Annotated in this window: 21 protein-coding genes; 11 read left to right on the top strand and 10 right to left on the bottom strand. The window is 54.1% G+C overall.

What is annotated here, in order from left to right; genetic code table 11:
• Window positions 1-196: 196 nt before the first annotated feature.
• The 5 genes from pstS (at window position 197) to phoU (ending at window position 4,788) form a co-directional block, all read left to right on the top strand.
• Entirely contained in the window at window positions 197-1,237 is a 1,041-nt protein-coding gene (pstS, locus tag P346_RS03815) for a phosphate ABC transporter substrate-binding protein PstS (RefSeq protein ID WP_008500186.1), read from the top strand.
• Window positions 1,238-1,365: 128 nt separating this feature from the next.
• Window positions 1,366-2,325 carry a phosphate ABC transporter permease PstC gene (gene pstC / locus P346_RS03820; RefSeq protein ID WP_023309793.1) on the top strand — a complete coding sequence of 320 codons (960 nt, stop codon included), beginning with the start codon at window positions 1,366-1,368 and terminating at the stop codon, window positions 2,323-2,325.
• A complete protein-coding gene (gene pstA, locus P346_RS03825) occupies window positions 2,325-3,215 on the top strand; it encodes a phosphate ABC transporter permease PstA (protein WP_023309794.1) in 891 nt (296 codons plus the stop codon). The genes pstC and pstA overlap by 1 nt, the downstream gene beginning before the upstream one ends.
• A 47-nt stretch (window positions 3,216-3,262) precedes the next feature.
• On the top strand, window positions 3,263-4,036 hold the full coding sequence (pstB, locus tag P346_RS03830; protein WP_010426574.1) for a phosphate ABC transporter ATP-binding protein PstB: 774 nt from the start codon (window positions 3,263-3,265) through the stop codon (window positions 4,034-4,036).
• 26 nt (window positions 4,037-4,062) lie between these two features.
• On the top strand, window positions 4,063-4,788 hold the full coding sequence (gene phoU, locus P346_RS03835) for a phosphate signaling complex protein PhoU (protein ID WP_008500182.1): 726 nt from the start codon (window positions 4,063-4,065) through the stop codon (window positions 4,786-4,788).
• A gap of 94 nt (window positions 4,789-4,882) precedes the next feature.
• Here phoU and yieH read toward each other — a convergent pair whose 3' ends face one another.
• A complete protein-coding gene (gene yieH, locus P346_RS03840) occupies window positions 4,883-5,548 on the bottom strand; it encodes a 6-phosphogluconate phosphatase (RefSeq protein WP_032662084.1) in 666 nt (221 codons plus the stop codon).
• 165 nt (window positions 5,549-5,713) lie between these two features.
• Here yieH and adeP point away from each other — a divergent pair, with 165 nt between their 5' ends.
• Window positions 5,714-7,051 (top strand): adenine permease AdeP, encoded by a 1,338-nt coding sequence (gene adeP, locus P346_RS03845; RefSeq protein ID WP_147429993.1) that lies wholly within the window; start codon window positions 5,714-5,716, stop codon window positions 7,049-7,051.
• A gap of 91 nt (window positions 7,052-7,142) precedes the next feature.
• Here adeP and P346_RS03850 read toward each other — a convergent pair whose 3' ends face one another.
• From P346_RS03850 to P346_RS03865, 4 genes are all read right to left on the bottom strand, one after another.
• On the bottom strand, window positions 7,143-7,709 hold the full coding sequence (locus P346_RS03850; protein WP_023309798.1) for an NADPH-dependent FMN reductase: 567 nt from the start codon (window positions 7,707-7,709) through the stop codon (window positions 7,143-7,145).
• A 36-nt stretch (window positions 7,710-7,745) separates the two neighbouring features.
• Window positions 7,746-8,492, bottom strand: coding sequence for a 4'-phosphopantetheinyl transferase family protein (locus P346_RS03855; protein WP_032662080.1), 747 nt, complete (start codon window positions 8,490-8,492; stop codon window positions 7,746-7,748).
• A gap of 122 nt (window positions 8,493-8,614) precedes the next feature.
• Window positions 8,615-9,586 carry an HTH-type transcriptional regulator YidZ gene (yidZ, locus tag P346_RS03860; protein WP_032662078.1) on the bottom strand — a complete coding sequence of 324 codons (972 nt, stop codon included), beginning with the start codon at window positions 9,584-9,586 and terminating at the stop codon, window positions 8,615-8,617.
• Window positions 9,555-10,730, bottom strand: coding sequence for an MFS transporter (locus P346_RS03865; protein WP_032662076.1), 1,176 nt, complete (start codon window positions 10,728-10,730; stop codon window positions 9,555-9,557). Before P346_RS03865 ends, yidZ begins: the two co-directional genes overlap by 32 nt.
• A gap of 210 nt (window positions 10,731-10,940) precedes the next feature.
• Here P346_RS03865 and P346_RS03870 point away from each other — a divergent pair, with 210 nt between their 5' ends.
• Together P346_RS03870 and P346_RS0121945 are read left to right on the top strand one after the other, a co-directional pair.
• Window positions 10,941-12,068 carry a type II toxin-antitoxin system RnlA family toxin gene (locus P346_RS03870; RefSeq protein WP_032662074.1) on the top strand — a complete coding sequence of 376 codons (1,128 nt, stop codon included), beginning with the start codon at window positions 10,941-10,943 and terminating at the stop codon, window positions 12,066-12,068.
• Window positions 12,055-12,399, top strand: a complete 345-nt coding sequence (locus tag P346_RS0121945; RefSeq protein ID WP_032662072.1) for a type II toxin-antitoxin system RnlB family antitoxin — start codon at window positions 12,055-12,057, stop codon at window positions 12,397-12,399. The genes P346_RS03870 and P346_RS0121945 overlap by 14 nt, the downstream gene beginning before the upstream one ends.
• Window positions 12,400-12,437: 38 nt before the next feature.
• On the opposite strand, the gene mnmE is transcribed toward P346_RS0121945, so the two are convergent.
• The 5 genes from mnmE to rpmH all read right to left on the bottom strand — a co-directional run bounded on the left by mnmE (window position 12,438) and on the right by rpmH (window position 16,258).
• Entirely contained in the window at window positions 12,438-13,802 is a 1,365-nt protein-coding gene (gene mnmE / locus P346_RS03875; RefSeq protein ID WP_032662070.1) for a tRNA uridine-5-carboxymethylaminomethyl(34) synthesis GTPase MnmE, read from the bottom strand.
• 72 nt (window positions 13,803-13,874) lie between these two features.
• Window positions 13,875-15,518: a membrane protein insertase YidC gene (yidC, locus tag P346_RS03880; protein WP_032662068.1), complete on the bottom strand. Its 1,644-nt coding sequence runs from the start codon at window positions 15,516-15,518 to the stop codon at window positions 13,875-13,877.
• Window positions 15,519-15,520: 2 nt separating this feature from the next.
• The gene (gene yidD / locus P346_RS22760) at window positions 15,521-15,778 is read right to left on the bottom strand and encodes a membrane protein insertion efficiency factor YidD (protein ID WP_001307474.1); all 258 of its coding nucleotides are present in this window, start codon (window positions 15,776-15,778) and stop codon (window positions 15,521-15,523) included.
• Window positions 15,742-16,101 (bottom strand): ribonuclease P protein component, encoded by a 360-nt coding sequence (gene rnpA / locus P346_RS03885; RefSeq protein ID WP_032640303.1) that lies wholly within the window; start codon window positions 16,099-16,101, stop codon window positions 15,742-15,744. Before rnpA ends, yidD begins: the two co-directional genes overlap by 37 nt.
• A 16-nt stretch (window positions 16,102-16,117) precedes the next feature.
• Window positions 16,118-16,258 (bottom strand): 50S ribosomal protein L34, encoded by a 141-nt coding sequence (gene rpmH / locus P346_RS0121940; RefSeq protein WP_000831330.1) that lies wholly within the window; start codon window positions 16,256-16,258, stop codon window positions 16,118-16,120.
• 724 nt (window positions 16,259-16,982) lie between these two features.
• Between rpmH and dnaA the strand changes: the two genes are divergently transcribed.
• The 3 genes from dnaA to recF are packed head-to-tail and all read left to right on the top strand — an operon-like array spanning window position 16,983 to window position 20,555.
• On the top strand, window positions 16,983-18,377 hold the full coding sequence (gene dnaA / locus P346_RS03890; RefSeq protein ID WP_010426558.1) for a chromosomal replication initiator protein DnaA: 1,395 nt from the start codon (window positions 16,983-16,985) through the stop codon (window positions 18,375-18,377).
• A gap of 4 nt (window positions 18,378-18,381) precedes the next feature.
• Complete coding sequence (dnaN, locus tag P346_RS03895) at window positions 18,382-19,482, top strand: DNA polymerase III subunit beta (RefSeq protein ID WP_029741444.1); 1,101 nt, start codon at window positions 18,382-18,384, stop codon at window positions 19,480-19,482.
• Window positions 19,482-20,555: a DNA replication/repair protein RecF gene (gene recF / locus P346_RS03900; RefSeq protein WP_023309805.1), complete on the top strand. Its 1,074-nt coding sequence runs from the start codon at window positions 19,482-19,484 to the stop codon at window positions 20,553-20,555. The genes dnaN and recF overlap by 1 nt, the downstream gene beginning before the upstream one ends.
• Window positions 20,556-20,582: the final 27 nt, after the last annotated feature.

The raw sequence follows: 20,582 nt of genomic DNA, 5'->3' as shown, positions 1-20,582 counted from the left end.
GAAAATATTTCTGAAAACGTCTTGTCATAAAAACGGCTAACTCGATGAAAATTAAACTTTCTTTTGCTGGTTTTTAAGTGAAATTTACGTTGTCATAAAACTGTCATAATTCGTACATTTATCTGTCACCTGTTTGTCCTATTTTGCTCATCGTAGCCACTAAACAACGATTTACGAAAATCTTGCAGGAGACATTATGAAAGTTATGCGTACCACTGTCGCAACTGTTGTCGCCGCGACCTTATCTCTGAGCGCGTTCTCTGTATTTGCAGAAGCAAGCCTGACTGGCGCTGGTGCAACCTTCCCTGCGCCGGTGTATGCCAAATGGGCAGATACCTACCAGAAAGAAACCGGTAATAAGGTTAACTATCAGGGTATCGGCTCCTCCGGTGGCGTTAAACAAATTACCGCGAACACTGTTGATTTCGGCGCATCAGACGCTCCGCTGTCTGATGACAAACTGGCTCAGGAAGGCCTGTTCCAGTTCCCTACCGTGATCGGTGGTGTGGTTCTGGCCATCAACCTGCCGGGCGTGAAGTCGGGTGAGCTGGTGCTGGACGGCAAAACGCTGGGTGACATCTACCTGGGCAAAATCAAAAAATGGGATGACGAAGCGATCGCTAAACTCAACCCAGGGCTGAAGCTGCCTTCTCAGAACATCGCCGTGGTTCGCCGCGCGGATGGTTCCGGTACCTCTTTCGTGTTCACCAGCTACCTGGCAAAAGTGAACGAAGAGTGGAAATCTAAAGTCGGCTCCGGCTCTACCGTTAACTGGCCAACCGGTCTGGGCGGTAAAGGTAACGACGGTATTGCCGCGTTCGTACAGCGTCTGCCTGGCTCAATTGGTTACGTAGAGTATGCGTACGCCAAGCAGAACAACCTGTCCTACACCAAACTGGTTTCAGCCGACGGCAAACCGGTTAGCCCGACCGAAGAGAACTTTGCTAACGCGGCGAAAGGCGCTGACTGGAGCAAATCCTTCGCGCAGGATCTGACTAACCAGAAAGGCGAAGGTGCGTGGCCAATCACCTCTACCACCTTCATCCTGGTTCACAAAGAGCAGAAAAAACCTGAGCAGGGCGCCGAAGTGCTGAAGTTCTTCGACTGGGCGTACAAAAACGGCGGCAAACAGGCTAACGCCCTGGATTACGCTACCCTGCCGGACAACGTGGTTGAGCAGATTCGCGCTGCATGGAAAACCAACGTGAAAGACAGCAGCGGTAAAGCGCTGTACTAACAGGATATATTTAACGAAGATGGCGGGTGGCGCTGCGCTTACCCGCCCTACGGTTTAAGCTGTAGGCCCGGTAAGCGTCAGCGCCACCGGGCATATTCGTAAAAACGTCTCAAACAGAAGAGTAATTTATGGCTGCAACCAAGCCTGCATTTAACCCTCCGGGTAAAAAAGGTGACATGATTTTCAGCGCGCTGGTTAAACTGGCTGCGCTGATTGTGCTATTGCTGCTGGGCGGCATTATCGTGTCTCTGATTTTCTCCTCATGGCCGAGCATCCAGAAATTCGGTTTTTCCTTCCTGTGGACCAAAGAGTGGGACGCGCCGAACGACATCTACGGTGCCCTGGTGCCGATTTACGGCACGCTGGTGACCTCGTTCATCGCCCTGCTGATTGCGGTTCCGGTGAGCTTTGGTATTGCCCTGTTCCTGACGGAGCTGGCGCCGGGCTGGCTGCGACGTCCGCTGGGTATTGCCATCGAACTGCTGGCGGCCATTCCGAGTATCGTTTACGGCATGTGGGGCCTGTTCATCTTTGCTCCGCTGTTCGCCACATACTTCCAGGAACCGGTCGGTAACGTTCTTTCTGCCATTCCGTTTGTGGGTGCCCTGTTCTCTGGCCCGGCTTTCGGTATCGGCATTCTGGCGGCAGGTGTGATCCTCGCCATCATGATTATTCCGTACATTGCGGCGGTTATGCGCGATGTCTTCGAACAAACACCGGTGATGATGAAAGAGTCGGCCTACGGCATCGGCTGTACTACCTGGGAAGTTATCTGGCGCATTGTCCTTCCGTTCACCAAAAATGGGGTGATCGGGGGCGTAATGCTGGGCTTAGGTCGTGCGCTGGGTGAAACCATGGCGGTCACCTTTATCATCGGTAACACCTACCAGCTCGACAGCGCGTCGCTCTACATGCCGGGTAACAGTATTACCTCGGCGCTGGCGAATGAATTTGCGGAAGCGGAATCGGGGCTGCACGTGGCGGCGCTAATGGAGCTGGGTCTGATTCTGTTCGTTATCACCTTCATTGTTCTGGCGATTTCCAAGCTGATGATTATGCGCCTCGCTAAAAATGAGGGAGCACGCTAATGGCCACTCTCGAAATGCAAGCTACCGCTGAACTGGCGGAATCCCGCCGTAAAATGCAGGCCAGACGCCGCATGAAAAACCGTATTGCCCTGTCGCTCTCTATGGCGACGATGGCATTCGGCCTGTTCTGGCTGGTCTGGATCCTCTTCTCGACGGTCGTTCGCGGGATTGACGGGATGTCACTGTCGCTGTTCACCGAAATGACGCCGCCGCCGAACACGGCGGGTGGTGGCCTGGCGAACGCCCTGGCGGGCAGCGGCCTGCTAATCCTCTGGGCGACGGTCTTCGGCACGCCGCTGGGCATCATGGCGGGCATCTACCTGGCAGAATACGGTCGTAAATCCTGGCTGGCGGAAGTGATTCGGTTCATCAACGACATTCTGCTGTCTGCACCTTCTATCGTCGTGGGTCTGTTTGTTTACACCGTGGTGGTGGCGCAGATGGAACACTTCTCCGGCTGGGCGGGTGTGATTGCACTGGCGCTGCTGCAGGTGCCGATTGTTATTCGTACTACCGAGAACATGCTGAAACTGGTGCCGGACAGCCTGCGCGAAGCGGCTTATGCACTGGGTACGCCGAAATGGAAGATGATCTCTGCGATTACGCTGAAGGCGTCCGTCTCCGGGATTATGACCGGTATCCTGCTGGCAGTTGCGCGTATCGCGGGTGAAACGGCGCCGCTGCTGTTTACGTCCCTCTCCAACCAGTTCTGGAGCACGGACATGATGCAGCCGATCGCCAACCTGCCGGTGACGATCTTTAAATTTGCGATGAGCCCATTCGCGGAATGGCAGCAGCTGGCCTGGGCCGGAGTGCTGATCATTACCCTTTGCGTACTGTTGCTGAACATTCTGGCGCGCGTCATTTTCGCGAAGAAGAAACACGGTTAATTTTTTACGGCGCGGCAGCTCGCGGCGCCGAATGAGGAAATGAGTCAATGAGTATGGTTGATACTGCCCCGGGTAAGATTCAGGTTCGTGATTTGAACTTCTACTACGGCAAATTCCATGCCCTGAAGAACATCAACCTGGATATCGCAAAGAACCAGGTCACGGCATTTATCGGTCCGTCCGGCTGTGGAAAATCCACGCTGCTGCGTACCTTTAACAAAATGTATTCGCTCTATCCGGAGCAGCGCGCTGAAGGTGAAATCATCCTGGACGGCGAAAACATTCTGACCCAGGCTCAGGATATCGCCCTGCTGCGCGCCAAAGTGGGGATGGTGTTCCAGAAACCAACGCCGTTCCCGATGTCCATTTATGACAACATCGCCTTTGGCGTTCGTCTGTTCGAAAAGCTCTCCCGTGCCGATATGGACGAGCGCGTGCAGTGGGCTTTGACCAAGGCCGCATTATGGAACGAAACCAAAGATAAGTTGCACCAGAGCGGTTACTCTCTCTCCGGTGGCCAGCAGCAGCGTCTGTGCATTGCGCGCGGTATTGCTATTCGCCCGGAAGTGTTGCTGCTGGATGAGCCGTGTTCAGCGCTGGACCCGATCTCAACCGGCCGTATTGAAGAGCTGATCACCGAGCTGAAGCAGGATTACACCGTGGTTATCGTGACCCATAACATGCAGCAGGCTGCACGTTGTTCCGATCACACGGCGTTTATGTACTTGGGCGAGTTGATTGAGTTCAGCGATACGGACGCGCTGTTCACCAGGCCCGCGAAGAAACAAACCGAAGATTATATTACTGGCCGCTACGGTTGATTTGCCTTAGTGCATGTGGAGAAACCATGGACAACCTCAATCTTAATAAACACATTTCAGGCCAGTTCAACGCAGAGCTGGAAAGCATCCGCACGCAGGTGATGACCATGGGTGGCATGGTTGAGCAGCAGCTTTCTGATGCGATTACGGCAATGCACAACCAGGACAGCGAGCTGGCGAAGCGCGTCATTGAAGGCGACAAAAACGTCAACATGATGGAAGTCGCTATCGACGAAGCCTGCGTGCGCATTATCGCGAAACGTCAGCCGACGGCGAGCGACCTGCGTCTGGTAATGGCGATCATCAAGACCATCGCCGAGCTGGAGCGTATTGGTGACGTTGCGGATAAAATCTGCCGCACCGCGCTGGAGAAGTTCTCTCAGCAGCACCAGCCGCTGCTGGTGAGCCTGGAGTCGCTGGGCCGCCACACCGTGCAGATGCTGCACGACGTGCTGGATGCATTTGCGCGTATGGATCTGGACGAAGCGGTGCGTATCTACCGTGAAGACAAGAAGGTCGACCAGGAGTATGAAGGCATCGTGCGTCAGCTGATGACCTATATGATGGAAGATTCACGTACGATCCCAAGCGTACTGACTGCCCTGTTCTGCGCGCGCTCCATCGAGCGTATCGGCGACCGCTGCCAGAACATTTGCGAATATATTTTCTATTTCGTGAAAGGTCAGGACTTCCGTCACGTGGGCGGCGACGAGCTGGACAAGCTGCTGGCGGGTAAAGATCCGAAAGAATGATTTTTACCCTCACCCTAACCCTCTCCCACAGGGAGAGGGGACAATTCGGTTTTCTCCCTCTCCCCTGGGGAGAGGGGCGGGGTGAGGGGAAAACTCAGCGAGTAATATTCCACCCGCGTGCCTTCCACAATTCAGGCAACTGCGCCAGATCGGTAAAGGTCGTCACGTTCGGATGATCGATCGGCTTGTTGTGCGGATCGGCGCAGAAGTAAAATACCTCCATCCCCGCATCAATCCCCGACTGCGCGCCCGCAGACGAGTCATCCACCAGAATGCAGTTCTCTACGTTAACGTTCATCGCTTTTGCCGCATGGAACATCAGCGCCGGGTCTGGCTTCCAGCGCTGGATATCGTAGCCGCTGAACAGTTTTTCCGGGAAATGGTGCAACATCTCAAGCTTGCCCAGCGAGTGCTGCATTTTGCTGACCGGGCCGTTAGAGACGACGCAGACCGGCACCGTCATCGCATCCAGCAACGCGTTAGCCCCGGAGATAACCTCCAGCTCGGAGTCGAACAGGCGTGCGACCTCGGCGCGGTACACCGGTTCCAGATCTGCTTTCGCCAGATCCACACCGTGTTCCTGGTTAATGATGTCGATGATCTCGTAGAGCTTCACGCCCTTAAAGCGTTTAAACACCTCTTCGAGTTCCAGCGTAATGCCAAATTTCTGGAACATAGTGACATACGCGCGGGAACAAATGACCTCACTGTCGACCAGCGTACCGTCGCAGTCGAAAAATACCGCTTCAATTCCGGACATGCCTTTCCCTTTTAACAAGTTTAACGTTTACGTACGGCAGTTTAACGAGACGCAATCGTTGCCGTATAAGCAAAATCAATGAAAAAAGTATCTCATAACCGCCACTATTGTCGCATTTTGGTATAGGATAGCGACGAATTTTCCCTCCTTGTTCGGAAATTGATGATGAGTCAACAACACACTACCCAGACATCTGGTCAGGGTCTGCTTGAGCGCGTTTTCAAACTGCGCGAGCACGGCACAACGGCACGCACCGAAGTGATCGCTGGTTTCACCACCTTCCTGACGATGGTCTATATCGTTTTTGTGAACCCTCAAATTCTGGGCGTTGCTGGCATGGATACCAGCGCCGTCTTTGTAACTACCTGCCTGATTGCGGCCCTTGGCAGCATTCTGATGGGTGTGTTCGCTAACCTGCCTGTTGCGCTGGCACCGGCGATGGGCCTGAATGCGTTCTTCGCGTTCGTGGTCGTTCAGGCGATGGGGCTGCCGTGGCAGGTTGGCATGGGCGCCATCTTCTGGGGCGCGGTTGGCCTGCTGCTGCTGACCATTTTCCGCGTGCGTTACTGGATGATTGCAAACATTCCCGTGAGCCTGCGCGTGGGCATCACCAGCGGTATTGGTCTGTTCATCGGTATGATGGGGCTGAAAAACGCCGGCGTTATCGTCGCTAACCCGGATACGCTGGTGAGCATCGGTCACCTGACCTCTCATAACGTTTTGTTGGGCGTGCTGGGCTTCTTTATCATCGCGATCCTGGCTTCCCGCAATATTCACGCGGCGGTGCTGGTGTCTATCGTTGTCACCACCCTGCTGGGCTGGATGCTGGGCGACGTTCACTATAACGGTATCGTCTCCGCGCCGCCGAGCGTCTCTACCGTGATTGGTCACGTCGATCTGGCGGGCTCCCTGAACCTGGGCCTGGCGGGCGTGATTTTCTCCTTCATGCTGGTCAACCTGTTTGACTCCTCCGGCACGCTGATTGGCGTGACCGACAAAGCGGGTCTGGCGGATGAAAAAGGCAAATTCCCGCGCATGAAGCAGGCGCTGTTTGTGGACAGCGTCTCCTCTGTGACCGGTGCTTTTATCGGAACCTCGTCCGTTACCGCGTACATTGAATCTTCTTCCGGCGTGTCCGTGGGCGGCCGTACCGGCCTGACGGCGGTGGTCGTGGGTATTCTGTTCCTGCTGGTGATCTTCCTCTCTCCGCTGGCGGGTATGGTTCCACCGTATGCGGCAGCCGGCGCGCTGATCTATGTGGGTGTGCTGATGACCTCCAGCCTGTCACGCGTGAAGTGGGATGATTTAACCGAAGCGGTGCCGGCGTTTATTACCGCCGTGATGATGCCTTTCAGCTTCTCGATTACCGAAGGTATCGCGCTGGGCTTTATCTCTTACTGCGTAATGAAGATCGGTACCGGACGCTTCCGCGACCTCAGCCCATGCGTGATTGTTGTGGCGCTGCTGTTTGTGCTGAAGATTGTGTTTATTGACGCGCACTAAGGTGCGGTTTGTGGTGTCAGGTGGCGCTTCGCTTACCTGACCTACTGACGAGTGTAGGCCCGGTAAGCGCTAGCGCCACCGGGCTTTTTTATCAGGCTTTAACCCGCTTAATATAATCCCCAAACGCCGTCAGCTGGCCAGACAGATGATCGCGCGTGCTCTGATCCACCACTTCACCCGTTTGCGGGTCGACTTTGTTCTGAATCACACCGCCCATAAATTCCGGCTTGTTCATGACCATCGCATCCAGGAACACCAGGATCTGGCGCAGATGATACTGGCAGCGCGCGCCGCCAATGGCGCCCATTGAGCTGGTCTGGATCAGCACCGGTTTGCCTGCCAGCGGCTGCTCAGGTAAGCGGGACAGCCAGTCGATGGCATTCTTCAGACCACCCGGAACCGAATAGTTATACTCCGGCGTGACGATGACCACGCCGTCGGCCTGGCGGATCTGCTCTGCCAGCGCCTCAACGCTCTGCGGGAACCCCTCTTCCTGCTGGACATCCGCATCATACAGCGGAATATCGCCAATAGACGGCAGGGCGCTAATTTCCATTCCTGCCGGTGCCAGCTGTGGCAGCGTGCGGGCAACCATCCCGTTAAATGAACCTTTGCGCAGGCTTCCCAGTAACGTAACTACTTTCAACGTATCAGACATGATTACTCCTGTTTCATCATGATGACCCTGATTGGATCAGCTAAGGGTGAATGCTTTTTCTGCCGGTAAACTGGTTAAACGCATCAGGCGTGCGGCGGGCTCGTTGGCGCGCTCGGGCACATCAGGAAGGCTACGCCATCCCTGTTGACTGTCAAATTCCCAGATTTTCATGCGTTCGATGGCGGGGGTAACCGCAATGGACCAAATGAGCACATCCTCTGCGTCGCTGAGCGCCTCTACCAGCGTGGCCTGAGTGGCACGAAGACGTCCGGAGCCTGGCAGCAGCTGCAGCAGGCTGGCGTCGTCTGAGGCGCATCCACAGAGCTTGCGGATGCTCTGGCGCAAGGTAATGAGCTGGGCTCTGGCTTCGACAGGATCGTTCTGGTTGCGTACCCACAGCTTCTCATTGCTGGAGAGCGGATAGTCTTCATGCGCATTACCGCCATGGAAGCTGCGCGTCGCGCGCTGTAGTTCCATGTCGAGCCCACAATCCCCTTCGGTGGTCAGCGCGACGCCAATGATATTGCCCGCGTAGGCAATCGAAAAACGAGGGAGATCCGGGTCGGCAAAGACCGGGCGGCCTTCGGGTTGGGTAATGATGTCCGGCAGCTCGCTGGTGCCGTACAGCATAAACATCAGTTCTGCGAGAAGCGCCCTGGACGCTAAAAACCGCGTTCTGCGGTGCTCCGGGAGAGTGAGTGCTTCACTGTGACAGGATGAAGAAATTCTTGCCGATACGAGACGTCCTTCCGTAAGTATCCCTCTTGCAAAGTGCGTAGCCATTTTTCGCTCCTTGATAATGGTCGTAATCGGTTAAACGGTTACATGATTATCGCTTAACTTGACTCCTGTTTTAATCAGTAAATGGGAGTAAGAGAAGCCTTAGGACCGAACTTTACATTTTCTTAGGCAAAAATTGGATCGCTGGCACCGTAGAGCGCCTTGATGGTCTCCCGCAGCCAGAGGATTTTCGGATTATGGCTGTTCCGTTTATGCCAGATCAGCGTGAAGGGAACGGTAAGCTTTTCAGCCTGCGCTTCGTCGATGGGAATGGGCAGCGCGATCAGCTTCCGCTGGTGGAGTTCATTGTAGTGATGACAATAGTACGGAGCCGTGGCGATATAGTTGTGACCGGGCTGCGCCGCCATAAACATCGACTGCTCAAAGCCCGGCACGCACATGGCAATGTTTCTTTCCCGACCCATCTCCTTTAGCACTTCGTCCAGTGCCCAGGTGTCGCTGCGTTCCCAGAAGATGCTGATGTGCGGATAGCGCAGGAAGGTTTCGAGGTTCCATTCATCCTGAAGCGCGGGGTGATCCTCACGCAGATACACGCACGGACGGTCGCTGAACAGGATCTCGTAGTCGATAAACCACGGCAACAGCTTCAGCAGCTCGCGGGAGCGCGGATGCGTTTCTCGGCCGGTAAAGCCAAGGTCTACCTCTCCACGCGTTATGGCATCCAGCGAATCGTAATCCCAGTGACGCATCTTCACCGTCGCCTGCGGATAGCGCTGGTTCACCTGCTCCAGCAGGGCGTTAAAGCGGATCAGCATCAGCGGCGTTTCGGCGGCCAGCACGAACGTTAGCCCGCCCGGCGAATCATGGTGAAATTTATCAAGGATCTGGTTGCCGATTTGCATCCAGTCAGCCAAATCCTGCTCGAGGCTTACCGTCAGCGGGGTCGGCAGCAACCCCAACGGCGTTTTGACAAACAGCGGGTCGTCAAACCAGTCGCGCAGCTTGGCCAGCGATTTACTCACCGCCGACGGCGTCACGTTCATCCGCTTCGCCGCTTTGGTGACGCTGCGCTCCTGCAGCAAAAGCTGCAGGCACAGCAACAGGTTAAGATCGAGACTGCTGATGGGCTTCTTCATAATGCGCCGCGGGCTGGATGACCATAAGTAAGGTGATGCACAGTATGCTACAGCCAATCAGAACCCCGATCAGCATATTCAGCGCGTTAAGCCCGATGACCGCTGCCAGCCAAATCCAAAGCGACGAGCCGCAGACCTGCGCAATTCCCAGCACCGAGCTTGCCACGCCTGCCCGCAGCGAGAAGGGGCCAAGTGCCTGACTCATCGCCACGCCAAAGCCAACCGAGAACCCGGCGCAAATGAGGGTAATACCCGCCAGCATTACCGCATGTGAGCTGGCGGTTGCCAGGATCGCGCCAGCCGTGAGGAATAAAACCTGTGAGGTCAGCATCAACGCACGCTGGCTGAAAACATTTAGCGCAAACGGGGTAGAGAACGAGACCGCCATACTGACCATGGCGGTTAATGCCATCACCGTTGAATACTCACCCCGATCGAAGCCCATGGTCTCCATCAGTAAAACCGGGGAAACGTTTACATAGGTCAGGATCACCGCCACGCTTAACGTGGTCACGGCCAGACGACTGAGGAAAAAGCGGTTAAGCAGCTTCTCGGCTGGGTGAATCGTTGGGGTATGACCGGTATTCTGCGAGCCCGGGTGGGTCTCTTTCAGCACGGCGATGGACAGGATAAACACCAGCGCACCCATCGCCGCCATGGTCCAGAACAGGCTCTGCCACGGGAATTTCAGCATGATCAGATATCCCACGACCGGGGCCAGCACCGGGATGATGCAGGTAATACCGTTCAGCATCGACAGCACCTTAGCGCGGCGCTGGGCGCTGAGAGTATCGCGTAAAATGGCAAAAGCGACGACGTAGCAGCCACCGGCTCCAATGCCCTGGATAAATCGTCCGGACAGGAACACGGTGCTGCTTTGCGCCTGTGAACAGAGCAGAGAGGCCAGGGCAAAAATGATGGCGCCTGTTATCGCGACGGGCTGACGGCCTGCTTTATCCGCGATCTTACCGGCAAAGACCATCGACGACGCCATCCCCGCGAGATAGGCCGAAAACGCGATGTGCAGCTGCGCCTCGCTGGCGCCCAGATCGCGGGCGATGTGCGGCAATCCCACCAGATACATATCAATACCAGACGGATAAAGCAGAACTAATGCGAAACTACAAAACAGAAAACGCGCCATAAACCCCCCATAGATGCAGGCATGCAGGATAGGGGGTGAAAAGGGATTAGGCGAGTTGCCATTTGGACAATGGTGATTTCCTGGGAGGAAACATTATAAGTGATACATTTTTTAGAAAAGTTGCGATCTTGATTCCGACAAAGAATCAGTCTTTTTAATTATCCTTATCAACTTGTTGAATTTACGCTGTACTTAAAAGGAATCACTCAGATGCCGTATAAATCTTTACCCTTAGCTCAGGAAATGATTGGTGGGTATGTCGCTGAATTTATTGATGCTAATGATCTTAGACTGGATGAACATATAGAATTTGAAAGTGGAAACGGATGTACTATCCAACGCTATACATTCGGTAGAGCATCTGTTCCAAGTGCTTTAATTGATTTTATCTGTAATGGTGATGGAACAACTACTATCCATTATAAAACTGGTAAAAACCACGAACTAGGATTGTTATTAGCTGAATTTGTCAAAAGTAAAATTAATCCTAACGAGTTCGAATCAATAGAAATGACACTTCAAGACTTGCGCGAAACGGATGTTGAGCCTCTGTTTGTTGCTTTGCGTGGTGATAGCTACCCTGACGGGGAAAAAATGTTTAGCTGTGGCATTGAACAAGATAATTCCACACTAATCCAATTAAGAATTAGTAGCTTACGCCATAAAGACAATCTAGTTTTAAAATTTTACAGAACAACTCATAAACTGCAAATTCAGGGGAAGCCTCTTTTTACCTATAAGCGTCTTAGCTTCCATCTAATTGATATTCTTGATTTATGGGGGATAGAGAAAATATTAAACCGAAGAGATGAAACAAAGCAAGAGATGGTATCGGTTCCTGTAGCTGGGCATTTTTTGAAGGAACATTATCCCCATACGTTTCAAAAAGCGCCAGAACCTATTAAAAAACTAATGCTTAGTGGCCTATGTGTTTCTTTGGCCTCTCCTAAAATGGTTGATTATTCGATGCTTTTGTATCCAGATCTGCGAGCATTGGAAGGTGCGCTACATGATTGTCTCAGCGCATTTGGACTCTATTCTTCAAATTTTACTGATGCTGGTGATTCGAGGTTGGGGGTAATGTATAAACGAAAAGCAGATGAAACGTTCTCTCTTGCAAGCCAGCATGTGGCTATAATTCAATCAAAAGAGTTGGTCGAGGCACTTGAAGAAGGTTATAATCATTACTCAGGTAAGCGCCACCCTCTGTTTCATATGAATGAACAACTCATCTTCAGCTACTGCATTTCAGATCTCGGTACTGCACTAACTTTAATCACTGATACTAAGAAATGCATTGAAAAACTCTATCAGTTTAGGCCCCATGACTCACATTGAAGTACTCAGTTATGATTTGGCAATAGTTACAGAATTGCCACATAAACCCATTACAAATCAGTTCAATAACGTGGCTGAGGAGTTGGTACGTCTGAACTTCTCTGGTAAGGTGCTCTTTGATTTAGCAATATCAAAAGGTCTTCGGAACAGATTTTTTGAAGCTTTTTTTGATGGTCGGACACTTGTGAGAACCAGTATTCATCCTAAGGAAAATGAAGAGATTCCTTTCGATGTGATTTCCCATCAAAAGGTTTTTTTTAGAAAAAACAATGGACTGCTTAAAGTGTCTGTTTTAAGCAGTCTTGAGATCCATGATTTACTTGATTATTAAGTTACACACAAGCGGCGTAAAGCTACTTGTGTGTACTTTTACTTCCCGATACAGAAGCTCGAGAAGATCCTTCCCAGCAGATCGTCCGACGTAAACTCCCCGGTGATCTCGCTCAGATTCTGCTGCGCCAGACGCAGCTCTTCCGCCAGCAGCTCGCCCGCCCACGCGCCGATCAGCTGCGCTTTACCCTGAACAAGGTGGTTTGCCGCCTCTTCCAGCGCCTGAAGGTGACGACGACGCGCAAGGAAGCCGCCTTCCATGCTGGTGTCAAAGCCCATGCTCTGCTTGAGATGGTTGCGCAGGTCGTCAACGCCTTCACCGGTACGCGCCGACAGGCGAATTAGTGAGTGACCGTTCACATCGCTGATGCCCAGCGTTTCGCCGGTGACGTCCGCTTTGTTGCGTACCACGGTGATGGGCAGTTTCGCCGGCAGACGGGCGATAAAGTCTGGCCAGATGTCCGCCGGGTCAACGGCGTCGGTCGTGGTGCCGTCCACCATAAACAGCACGCGGTCGGCCTGCTCAATCTCCTGCCAGGCGCGTTCGATACCGATGCGCTCTACTTCGTCGCTGGCATCGCGCAGGCCCGCTGTGTCGATAATATGCAGCGGCATCCCGTCGATGTGGATATGCTCGCGCAGCACGTCGCGGGTGGTGCCGGCAATGTCGGTGACGATCGCCGCTTCACGGCCCGCCAGGGCGTTCAGCAGGCTCGATTTCCCGGCGTTAGGACGTCCGGCAATCACCACCTTCATTCCTTCACGCAGCAGGCTGCCCTGACGCGCTTCGGCGCGAACGGCGTCGAGATCGTTCATCACCTGGTTGAGCTGCGCTTCGATTTTACCGTCAGAGAGGAAGTCGATTTCTTCGTCCGGGAAGTCGATAGCCGCTTCGACGTAGATACGCAGGTGAGTAAGTGCTTCCACAAGGTGATTTACGCGGGCGGAGAATGCCCCCTGCAGCGAGTTCAGGGCGGAGCGGGCCGCCTGTTCAGAACTGGCGTCGATCAGGTCTGCAATCGCTTCTGCCTGCGCCAGGTCGAGCTTGTCGTTGAGGAAAGCACGCTCGGAGAACTCGCCCGGCTTCGCAATTCGCAGGCCAGGCAGGGTCAGAATACGTTTTAACAGCAGGTCGAGGATAACCGGGCCGCCGTGGCCCTGCAGCTCCAGCACGTCTTCGCCGGTGAAGGAGTTCGGGCCGGGGAACCACAGCGCAATGCCCTGGTCCAGCGGCGTGCCGTCGGTATCTTTAAACGGCAGGTAATCAGCGTAGCGCGGCTTTGGCAGTTTACCCAGCACCGCTTCGGCCACCTCGCGCGCCTTCAGGCCGGAGATGCGCAGAATGCCTACACCACCGCGTCCCGGTGGGGTTGCCTGGGCGACGATAGTGTCGTTATGGCTCATGGTTGGTCTCGTTCAATACAAATAAAAAAGGCGGTCAATCGACCGCCCTTATTTTAGCGTTAACTTACCGAATCAGGACTTTTTCTTTTCGCGGCTATGCAGGCCACGTTTTTCCAGACCACGGTAAATCAGCTGCTGCTGGATGATGGTCACCAGGTTGCTGACGATATAGTACAGCACCAGACCTGACGGGAACCACAGGAAGAACACGGTGAAGATGACCGGCATAAAGGTCATGATCTTCTGCTGCATCGGGTCGGTCACGGTGGTCGGCGACATCTTCTGGATGAAGAACATCGTCACGCCCATCAGGATCGGCAGGATGTAGTACGGGTCCTGTGCGGACAGGTCATGGATCCACAGGGCGAACGGCGCGTGGCGCAGCTCAACGGAACCCATCAGCATGTAGTACAGCGCAAGGAAGATTGGCATCTGAATCAGCAGCGGGAAGCAACCACCCAGTGGGTTTACTTTCTCTGCTTTATACAGGGCCATCATTTCCTGGCTCTGACGCTGTTTGTCATCGCCCAGACGCTCACGCATCGCCGCAATCTTAGGCTGCAGCATACGCATCTTCGCCATGGAGGTGTACTGCGCTTTAGTCAGCGGGTACATGATGCCACGAACGATGAAGGTGATAACGATGATGGAGAAGCCCCAGTTACCCAGGAAGCTGTGAATGAACTTCAGCAGCTTAAACAGCGGCTGAGAGATGAACCACAACCAGCCGTAATCGACGGTCAGATCCAGGTGCGGCGCAACAGCGGCCATTTTGTCCTGAATTTCCGGGCCGACCCACAGGGTGCTTGCCATCTTACCGGTTTGACCCGGCTGAACCAGAACCGGCTGAGATTTGTAGCCGATGGCTGCAAGACCGTTACCCAGGTTCGCGGTATAGAAGTTGTTGGTACCGTCGTTATTTGGCACCCACGCAGTGGCGAAATACTGCTGCAGCATTGCCACCCAACCGCCTTTAGCGCTGACGTTCAGGTTTTCGTTATCGGCAATGGTGTCGAATTTGTATTTCTCATACTTCGCGTCTGGCGTGGAGTACGCCGCGCCACGGAAGGTATGCAGCGCAAAGTTGCTGCTTCCGGTGTCACGGTGAGACGGCAGATTGATGGACTGCTTCAGCTGGCCAAAGGTCGACAGCTCCAGCGGTTTCGCACTGGCGTTCTGTACGCTGTAGCCCACATTCACCGCATATTCACCGCGTTTCAGGGTGAAGGTTTTAGTGAAGGTGTTGCCTGCGGCGTCAGTGTACGTCATCGGGATCGAGAGTTCGTTCTGACCATCAGCCAGTACAAAGGTGTCGCTCTCGACGGTATACAGTGGACGCGCACCGTTAGCCGGGTTATCCGGGCCATCACGACCGGTCAGGCCGCTCTGCGCCTGGTAGATAAACTCAGGCGTGGTTTCCAGTAACTGGAACGGTTCGTTAGACTTCAGCTCTTTCGGGTAGGTCAACAGCAGCGCCTGCTCAACATCACCACCACGGGTGTTGATTGTCAGCTCAAGCACATCGGTCTTAACCGTAATCTGTTTCCCCTGGCCACTGGCCGGTACGCCCTGGTCGGCGGCGCTACCCGCTGCGGTGGTCGTAGTCTGCGTGGTCTGCTGCTGGGGTTGAGGATTTTTATCCTGCTCCCATGCCTGCCAGATCATGAAAGACACGAACAACAAAGCGATGATAAGAAGATTGCGTTGCGAATCCATCGTTAGTGTTCTCTGGTATCAAAGGGTCCTGGAGGGACGGGGTCGTCTCCACCGGGGTGTAAAGGGTGGCATTTTAATACGCGTTTCACCGTCAACCAACTGCCTTTTATCACTCCAAACCTGCGCAATGCCTCAATTCCGTAGCTTGAGCATGTTGGTGTGAAACGGCAGTGCGGCCCGAGTAGAGGACTAATCAGGCGTTGATAGACCCGAATGAGGGCTATCAGGACCCGTGAGCCAGGCGACAGTGGCGGCGCCATAATTTTTCCAACGCTTCCGAGAGAGCACGGTTATCGAGGTCGGCAACCCCTTTTTTAGCCACCACCACGAAATCCATTGAAGGCAGTTCGTGCTGACGTAAACGGAAGCTTTCACGCGTCAGACGTTTAATCCGATTGCGTTCATGCGCACGCTTAACATTTTTCTTGGCGACTGTGAGACCGATGCGGGGATGCCCCAGCGAATTTTGGCGGCCGAGGATGGTGATTTGCGGCGTGCCAGCCCGTAGTGGCTGCTGGAAGACGAAAGTGAAATGAGCGGGAGTTAACAAACGTAACTCCCTGGGAAATGCTAGCTTAACCACTCAGGGGTTAGCTTTATTACTTGGAAACGGTCAGACGAGCGCGGCCTTTAGCACGACGACGTGCCAGAACCTGACGACCATTTTTAGTAGCCATACGAGCACGGAAGCCGTGAGAACGGTTGCGCTTCAGTACAGACGGTTGAAAAGTGCGTTTCATGGCGATTTCTACCTAAACTTGAATAAATTCACTGACTTTTGCGTATACCCGAACGAGTTTCGAACGACTAACGCCTCAGCGTGGGTGATTAAAGAGGCCGGATTGTAATAATTGTACACTCCGGAGTCAATTCTCTTTCCTTATTTCCCGCGTATTTCCGCACGTTTTCGCGTGGAAAATGAGCAACGGACGACGCAGGAAGATGAGCATCACGCGCCGGGTCGAGGATTATACGGCCTCGCCAGCAAAGCGCAAGGATCGTCCCGGATCTTCGTTAGATCATTTAAGCAATAAATTGTCTGTGCTCATTAATTTTTCCAATATGCGGACTAAATCGTGGGGTACTGGCGCCAGGATCGTTTACACTTATCCGGTTCCGGATCTTCCTGTGGATAAATCGGGAAGAATCTGTGAGAAACAGAAGATCTCTGGCTCAGTTTAGGCTATGATCCGCGGTCCCGATCGGGATCCAGCGATCCTGGCCGGGTATGACACAAAATCGTTCACGCTGTATCAAGGCGGCAAAGGAGCGAGTCCCCTGGAGCGTACACAAGTACGTGACTGGGGCGAGCGAGTGCAGCCAACGCAGAGACGGCTTGAACGATGAAGTGTACAACCGCAGATAGCGGTTCGCACATCACCCTTTTGCACAGGGTCATGTCGATGTGCGCCAACAATCATGAATATTCAATAGTTTTCTTTTATTGTTCGAGTGGAGTCCGCCGTGTCACTTTCGCTTTGGCAGCAGTGTCTTGCCCGATTGCAGGATGAGTTACCAGCCACAGAATTCAGTATGTGGATCCGCCCGTTGCAGGCGGAACTGAGCGATAACACGCTGGCTTTGTATGCGCCAAACCGTTTTGTGCTCGATTGGGTAAGGGACAAGTACCTTAATAACATCAATGGACTGCTGAACGATTTCTGCGGGTCAGATGCCCCGCAGCTGCGCTTTGAAGTGGGCACAAAGCCGGTCACCCAAACCGTTCGTGAAACCGTGAACGTAGCAGCGCCTGCTCAGGCCGCTCCTGCTCCGGCCCCTCGCGTCGCACCCGCTCGTCAGGGCTGGGATAACGTCCCTGCGCCCGCTGAGCCAACCTACCGCTCTAACGTTAACGTGAAACACACGTTCGATAACTTCGTTGAAGGTAAATCGAACCAGCTGGCGCGCGCGGCGGCTCGTCAGGTTGCTGATAATCCCGGTGGGGCCTACAACCCGCTGTTCCTTTATGGCGGCACGGGCCTGGGTAAAACGCACCTGCTGCATGCGGTGGGCAACGGCATTATGGCGCGCAAGCCCAATGCCAAAGTGGTGTATATGCACTCCGAGCGCTTCGTTCAGGACATGGTAAAAGCCCTGCAAAACAATGCGATCGAAGAGTTTAAACGCTACTATCGTTCCGTTGACGCGCTGCTCATCGATGACATCCAGTTCTTTGCCAATAAAGAACGATCGCAGGAAGAGTTTTTCCACACCTTCAATGCCCTGCTGGAAGGCAATCAGCAGATCATTTTGACCTCGGATCGTTACCCAAAAGAGATCAACGGCGTTGAAGATCGTCTGAAATCCCGCTTCGGCTGGGGCCTGACCGTGGCGATCGAGCCACCGGAGCTGGAAACCCGCGTCGCGATCCTGATGAAGAAAGCCGATGAAAACGACATTCGCCTGCCGGGCGAAGTGGCGTTCTTCATTGCCAAGCGTCTGCGCTCCAACGTGCGCGAGCTGGAAGGGGCACTGAACCGCGTTATCGCCAATGCCAACTTCACCGGTCGTGCGATCACCATCGATTTTGTGCGTGAAGCGCTGCGCGATTTGCTGGCATTGCAGGAAAAACTGGTCACTATCGACAATATTCAAAAGACGGTGGCTGAGTACTACAAGATCAAAGTGGCAGATTTACTGTCTAAACGTCGTTCCCGCTCGGTGGCGCGTCCGCGTCAGATGGCGATGGCGCTGGCAAAGGAGTTAACCAACCACAGTCTGCCGGAAATCGGGGATGCGTTTGGTGGCCGTGACCATACGACCGTGCTGCACGCTTGTCGCAAGATTGAGCAGTTACGCGAAGAAAGCCACGACATAAAAGAAGATTTTTCCAATCTAATCAGAACATTATCATCGTGACGCTATGAAATTTACCGTTGAACGTGAACATTTATTAAAACCGCTGCAACAGGTGAGTGGCCCATTAGGTGGCCGCCCAACGCTGCCTATTCTCGGAAACCTGCTGCTTCAGGTCGCGGACGGTACGCTGTCGCTGACCGGTACAGATCTGGAAATGGAAATGATCGCGCGCGTTACGCTGACGCAGCCGCACGACGCGGGCGCGACCACGGTTCCGGCACGTAAATTCTTTGATATCTGCCGCGGGCTGCCGGAAGGCGCTGAAATCGCCGTGCAGCTGGAAGGCGACCGTATGCTGGTGCGCTCTGGCCGCAGCCGTTTCTCGCTCTCCACGCTGCCTGCTGCGGACTTCCCGAACCTGGACGACTGGCAGAGCGAAGTTGAATTCACCCTGCCGCAGGCGACGATGAAGCGTCTGATTGAAGCCACGCAGTTCTCCATGGCGCATCAGGACGTCCGTTACTACTTAAACGGCATGCTGTTCGAAACCGAAGGTGAAGAGCTGCGTACCGTGGCTACCGACGGCCACCGTCTGGCGGTTTGTTCTATGCCGATTGGCAACGCGCTGCCAAACCATTCGGTGATCGTGCCGCGTAAAGGGGTGATTGAGCTAATGCGTATGCTCGACGGTGGCGACACGCCGCTGCGCGTGCAGATCGGCAGCAACAACATCCGCGCACACGTGGGTGATTTTGTCTTCACGTCTAAGCTGGTTGATGGTCGTTTCCCGGATTATCGCCGCGTATTGCCGAAGAATCCGGACAAAACGCTGGAAGCGGGCTGCGATAGCCTCAAGCAGGCGTTTGCCCGTGCCGCGATCCTCTCTAACGAGAAATTCCGCGGCGTGCGCCTGTACGTGAGTGAAAACCAGATCAAAATCACCGCTAACAACCCGGAGCAGGAAGAGGCAGAAGAAATTCTGGACGTCACCTACGCCGGAACCGAGATGGAAATCGGCTTTAACGTCAGCTACGTGCTGGATGTGCTGAATGCACTGAAATGCGAGAACGTGCGCATTCTGCTGACCGACTCCGTTTCAAGCGTACAGATTGAAGATGCGGCCAGCCAAAGCGCGGCTTATGTTGTCATGCCAATGAGACTGTAATGTCGCTCACCCGTCTGTTGATCCGCGACTTTCGCAATATCGAAAGCGCGGATCTCGCTTTATCCCCCGGCTTTAACTTCCTGGTTGGCGCAAACGGCAGCGGCAAAACCAGCGTGCTTGAGGCCATCTATACGCTCGGCCACGGTCGGGCGTTTCGCAGTTTGCAGATTGGTCGCGTCATTCGCCACGAGCAGGAATCCTTTGTTCTGCACGGGCGTTTGCAGGGGGCGGAGCGCGAAACCGCCATCGGCCTGACCAAAGACAAGCAGGGCGACAGTAAGGTGCGCATCGACGGCACCGACGGCCATAAAGTGGCGGAGCTGGCGCTGCTGATGCCAATGCAGCTGATTACGCCGGAGGGGTTTACTTTACTCAACGGCGGCCCTAAATACAGAAGAGCATTCCTCGACTGGGGATGCTTTCACAACGAAGCCGGTTTCTTTAACGCCTGGAGCAACCTGAAGCGTCTGCTCAAGCAGCGTAACGCTGCTCTGCGCCAGGTTACCCGTTACGCCCAGCTGCGTCCGTGGGACATGGAGTTAATCCCTCTCGCGGAACAAATCAGCAACTGGCGTGCCGAATACAGCGCAGGTATCGCCGAAGACATGGCCGACACCTGCAAACAGTTTTTACCCGAGTTCTCTCTCACCTTCTCCTTCCAGCGAGGCTGGGAGAAAGAGACGGATTATGCTGAGGTGTTAGAGAGAAGCTTCGAGCGTGACCGCATGTTGACCTACACAGCGCACGGCCCGCACAAGGCGGATTTCCGCATTCGTGCCGACGGTGCGCCGGTGGAAGATACGCTGTCGCGCGGGCAGCTCAAGCTCCTGATGTGTGCGCTGCGCCTGGCACAGGGAGAGTTTCTCACCCGCGAGAGCGGAAGACGCTGCCTGTACCTGATAGATGATTTTGCCTCGGAACTCGACGACGCGCGGCGCGGGCTGCTTGCCAGCCGCTTAAAAGCCACGCAGTCGCAGGTTTTCGTCAGCGCCATTAGCGCTGAACACGTTATAGACATGTCGGACGAAAATTCGAAGATGTTTACCGTGGAAAAGGGTAAAATAACGGATTAACCCAAGTTGAAATGAGCGAGAAACGTT

It is taken from the genome of Enterobacter sp. DC1, from assembly GCF_000568075.1.
Lineage (GTDB): Bacteria > Pseudomonadota > Gammaproteobacteria > Enterobacterales > Enterobacteriaceae > Enterobacter > Enterobacter asburiae.
The sequence above is the reverse complement of the archived record's forward strand: the minus strand, read 5'-3'. Positions and strand labels throughout refer to the sequence as shown.

Bases quoted from the DNA above. Each gene is read 5' to 3' on its own strand.
- mnmE (WP_032662070.1), bottom strand. From the start codon at position 13,802: ATGAGCCATAACGACACTATCGTCGCCCAGGCAACCCCACCGGGACGC.
- P346_RS03865 (WP_032662076.1), bottom strand. From the start codon at position 10,730: ATGGCGCGTTTTCTGTTTTGTAGTTTCGCATTAGTTCTGCTTTATCCG.
- P346_RS0121945 (WP_032662072.1), top strand. From the start codon at position 12,055: ATGACTCACATTGAAGTACTCAGTTATGATTTGGCAATAGTTACAGAA.
- yidD (WP_001307474.1), bottom strand. From the start codon at position 15,778: ATGGCGCCGCCACTGTCGCCTGGCTCACGGGTCCTGATAGCCCTCATT.
- adeP (WP_147429993.1), top strand. From the start codon at position 5,714: ATGAGTCAACAACACACTACCCAGACATCTGGTCAGGGTCTGCTTGAG.
- pstS (WP_008500186.1), top strand. From the start codon at position 197: ATGAAAGTTATGCGTACCACTGTCGCAACTGTTGTCGCCGCGACCTTA.
- pstB (WP_010426574.1), top strand. From the start codon at position 3,263: ATGAGTATGGTTGATACTGCCCCGGGTAAGATTCAGGTTCGTGATTTG.
- rpmH (WP_000831330.1), bottom strand. From the start codon at position 16,258: ATGAAACGCACTTTTCAACCGTCTGTACTGAAGCGCAACCGTTCTCAC.
- yieH (WP_032662084.1), bottom strand. From the start codon at position 5,548: ATGTCCGGAATTGAAGCGGTATTTTTCGACTGCGACGGTACGCTGGTC.
- P346_RS03870 (WP_032662074.1), top strand. From the start codon at position 10,941: ATGCCGTATAAATCTTTACCCTTAGCTCAGGAAATGATTGGTGGGTAT.
- dnaN (WP_029741444.1), top strand. From the start codon at position 18,382: ATGAAATTTACCGTTGAACGTGAACATTTATTAAAACCGCTGCAACAG.
- P346_RS03855 (WP_032662080.1), bottom strand. From the start codon at position 8,492: ATGGCTACGCACTTTGCAAGAGGGATACTTACGGAAGGACGTCTCGTA.
- P346_RS03850 (WP_023309798.1), bottom strand. From the start codon at position 7,709: ATGTCTGATACGTTGAAAGTAGTTACGTTACTGGGAAGCCTGCGCAAA.
- recF (WP_023309805.1), top strand. From the start codon at position 19,482: ATGTCGCTCACCCGTCTGTTGATCCGCGACTTTCGCAATATCGAAAGC.
- pstA (WP_023309794.1), top strand. From the start codon at position 2,325: ATGGCCACTCTCGAAATGCAAGCTACCGCTGAACTGGCGGAATCCCGC.
- yidZ (WP_032662078.1), bottom strand. From the start codon at position 9,586: ATGAAGAAGCCCATCAGCAGTCTCGATCTTAACCTGTTGCTGTGCCTG.
- yidC (WP_032662068.1), bottom strand. From the start codon at position 15,518: ATGGATTCGCAACGCAATCTTCTTATCATCGCTTTGTTGTTCGTGTCT.
- pstC (WP_023309793.1), top strand. From the start codon at position 1,366: ATGGCTGCAACCAAGCCTGCATTTAACCCTCCGGGTAAAAAAGGTGAC.
- phoU (WP_008500182.1), top strand. From the start codon at position 4,063: ATGGACAACCTCAATCTTAATAAACACATTTCAGGCCAGTTCAACGCA.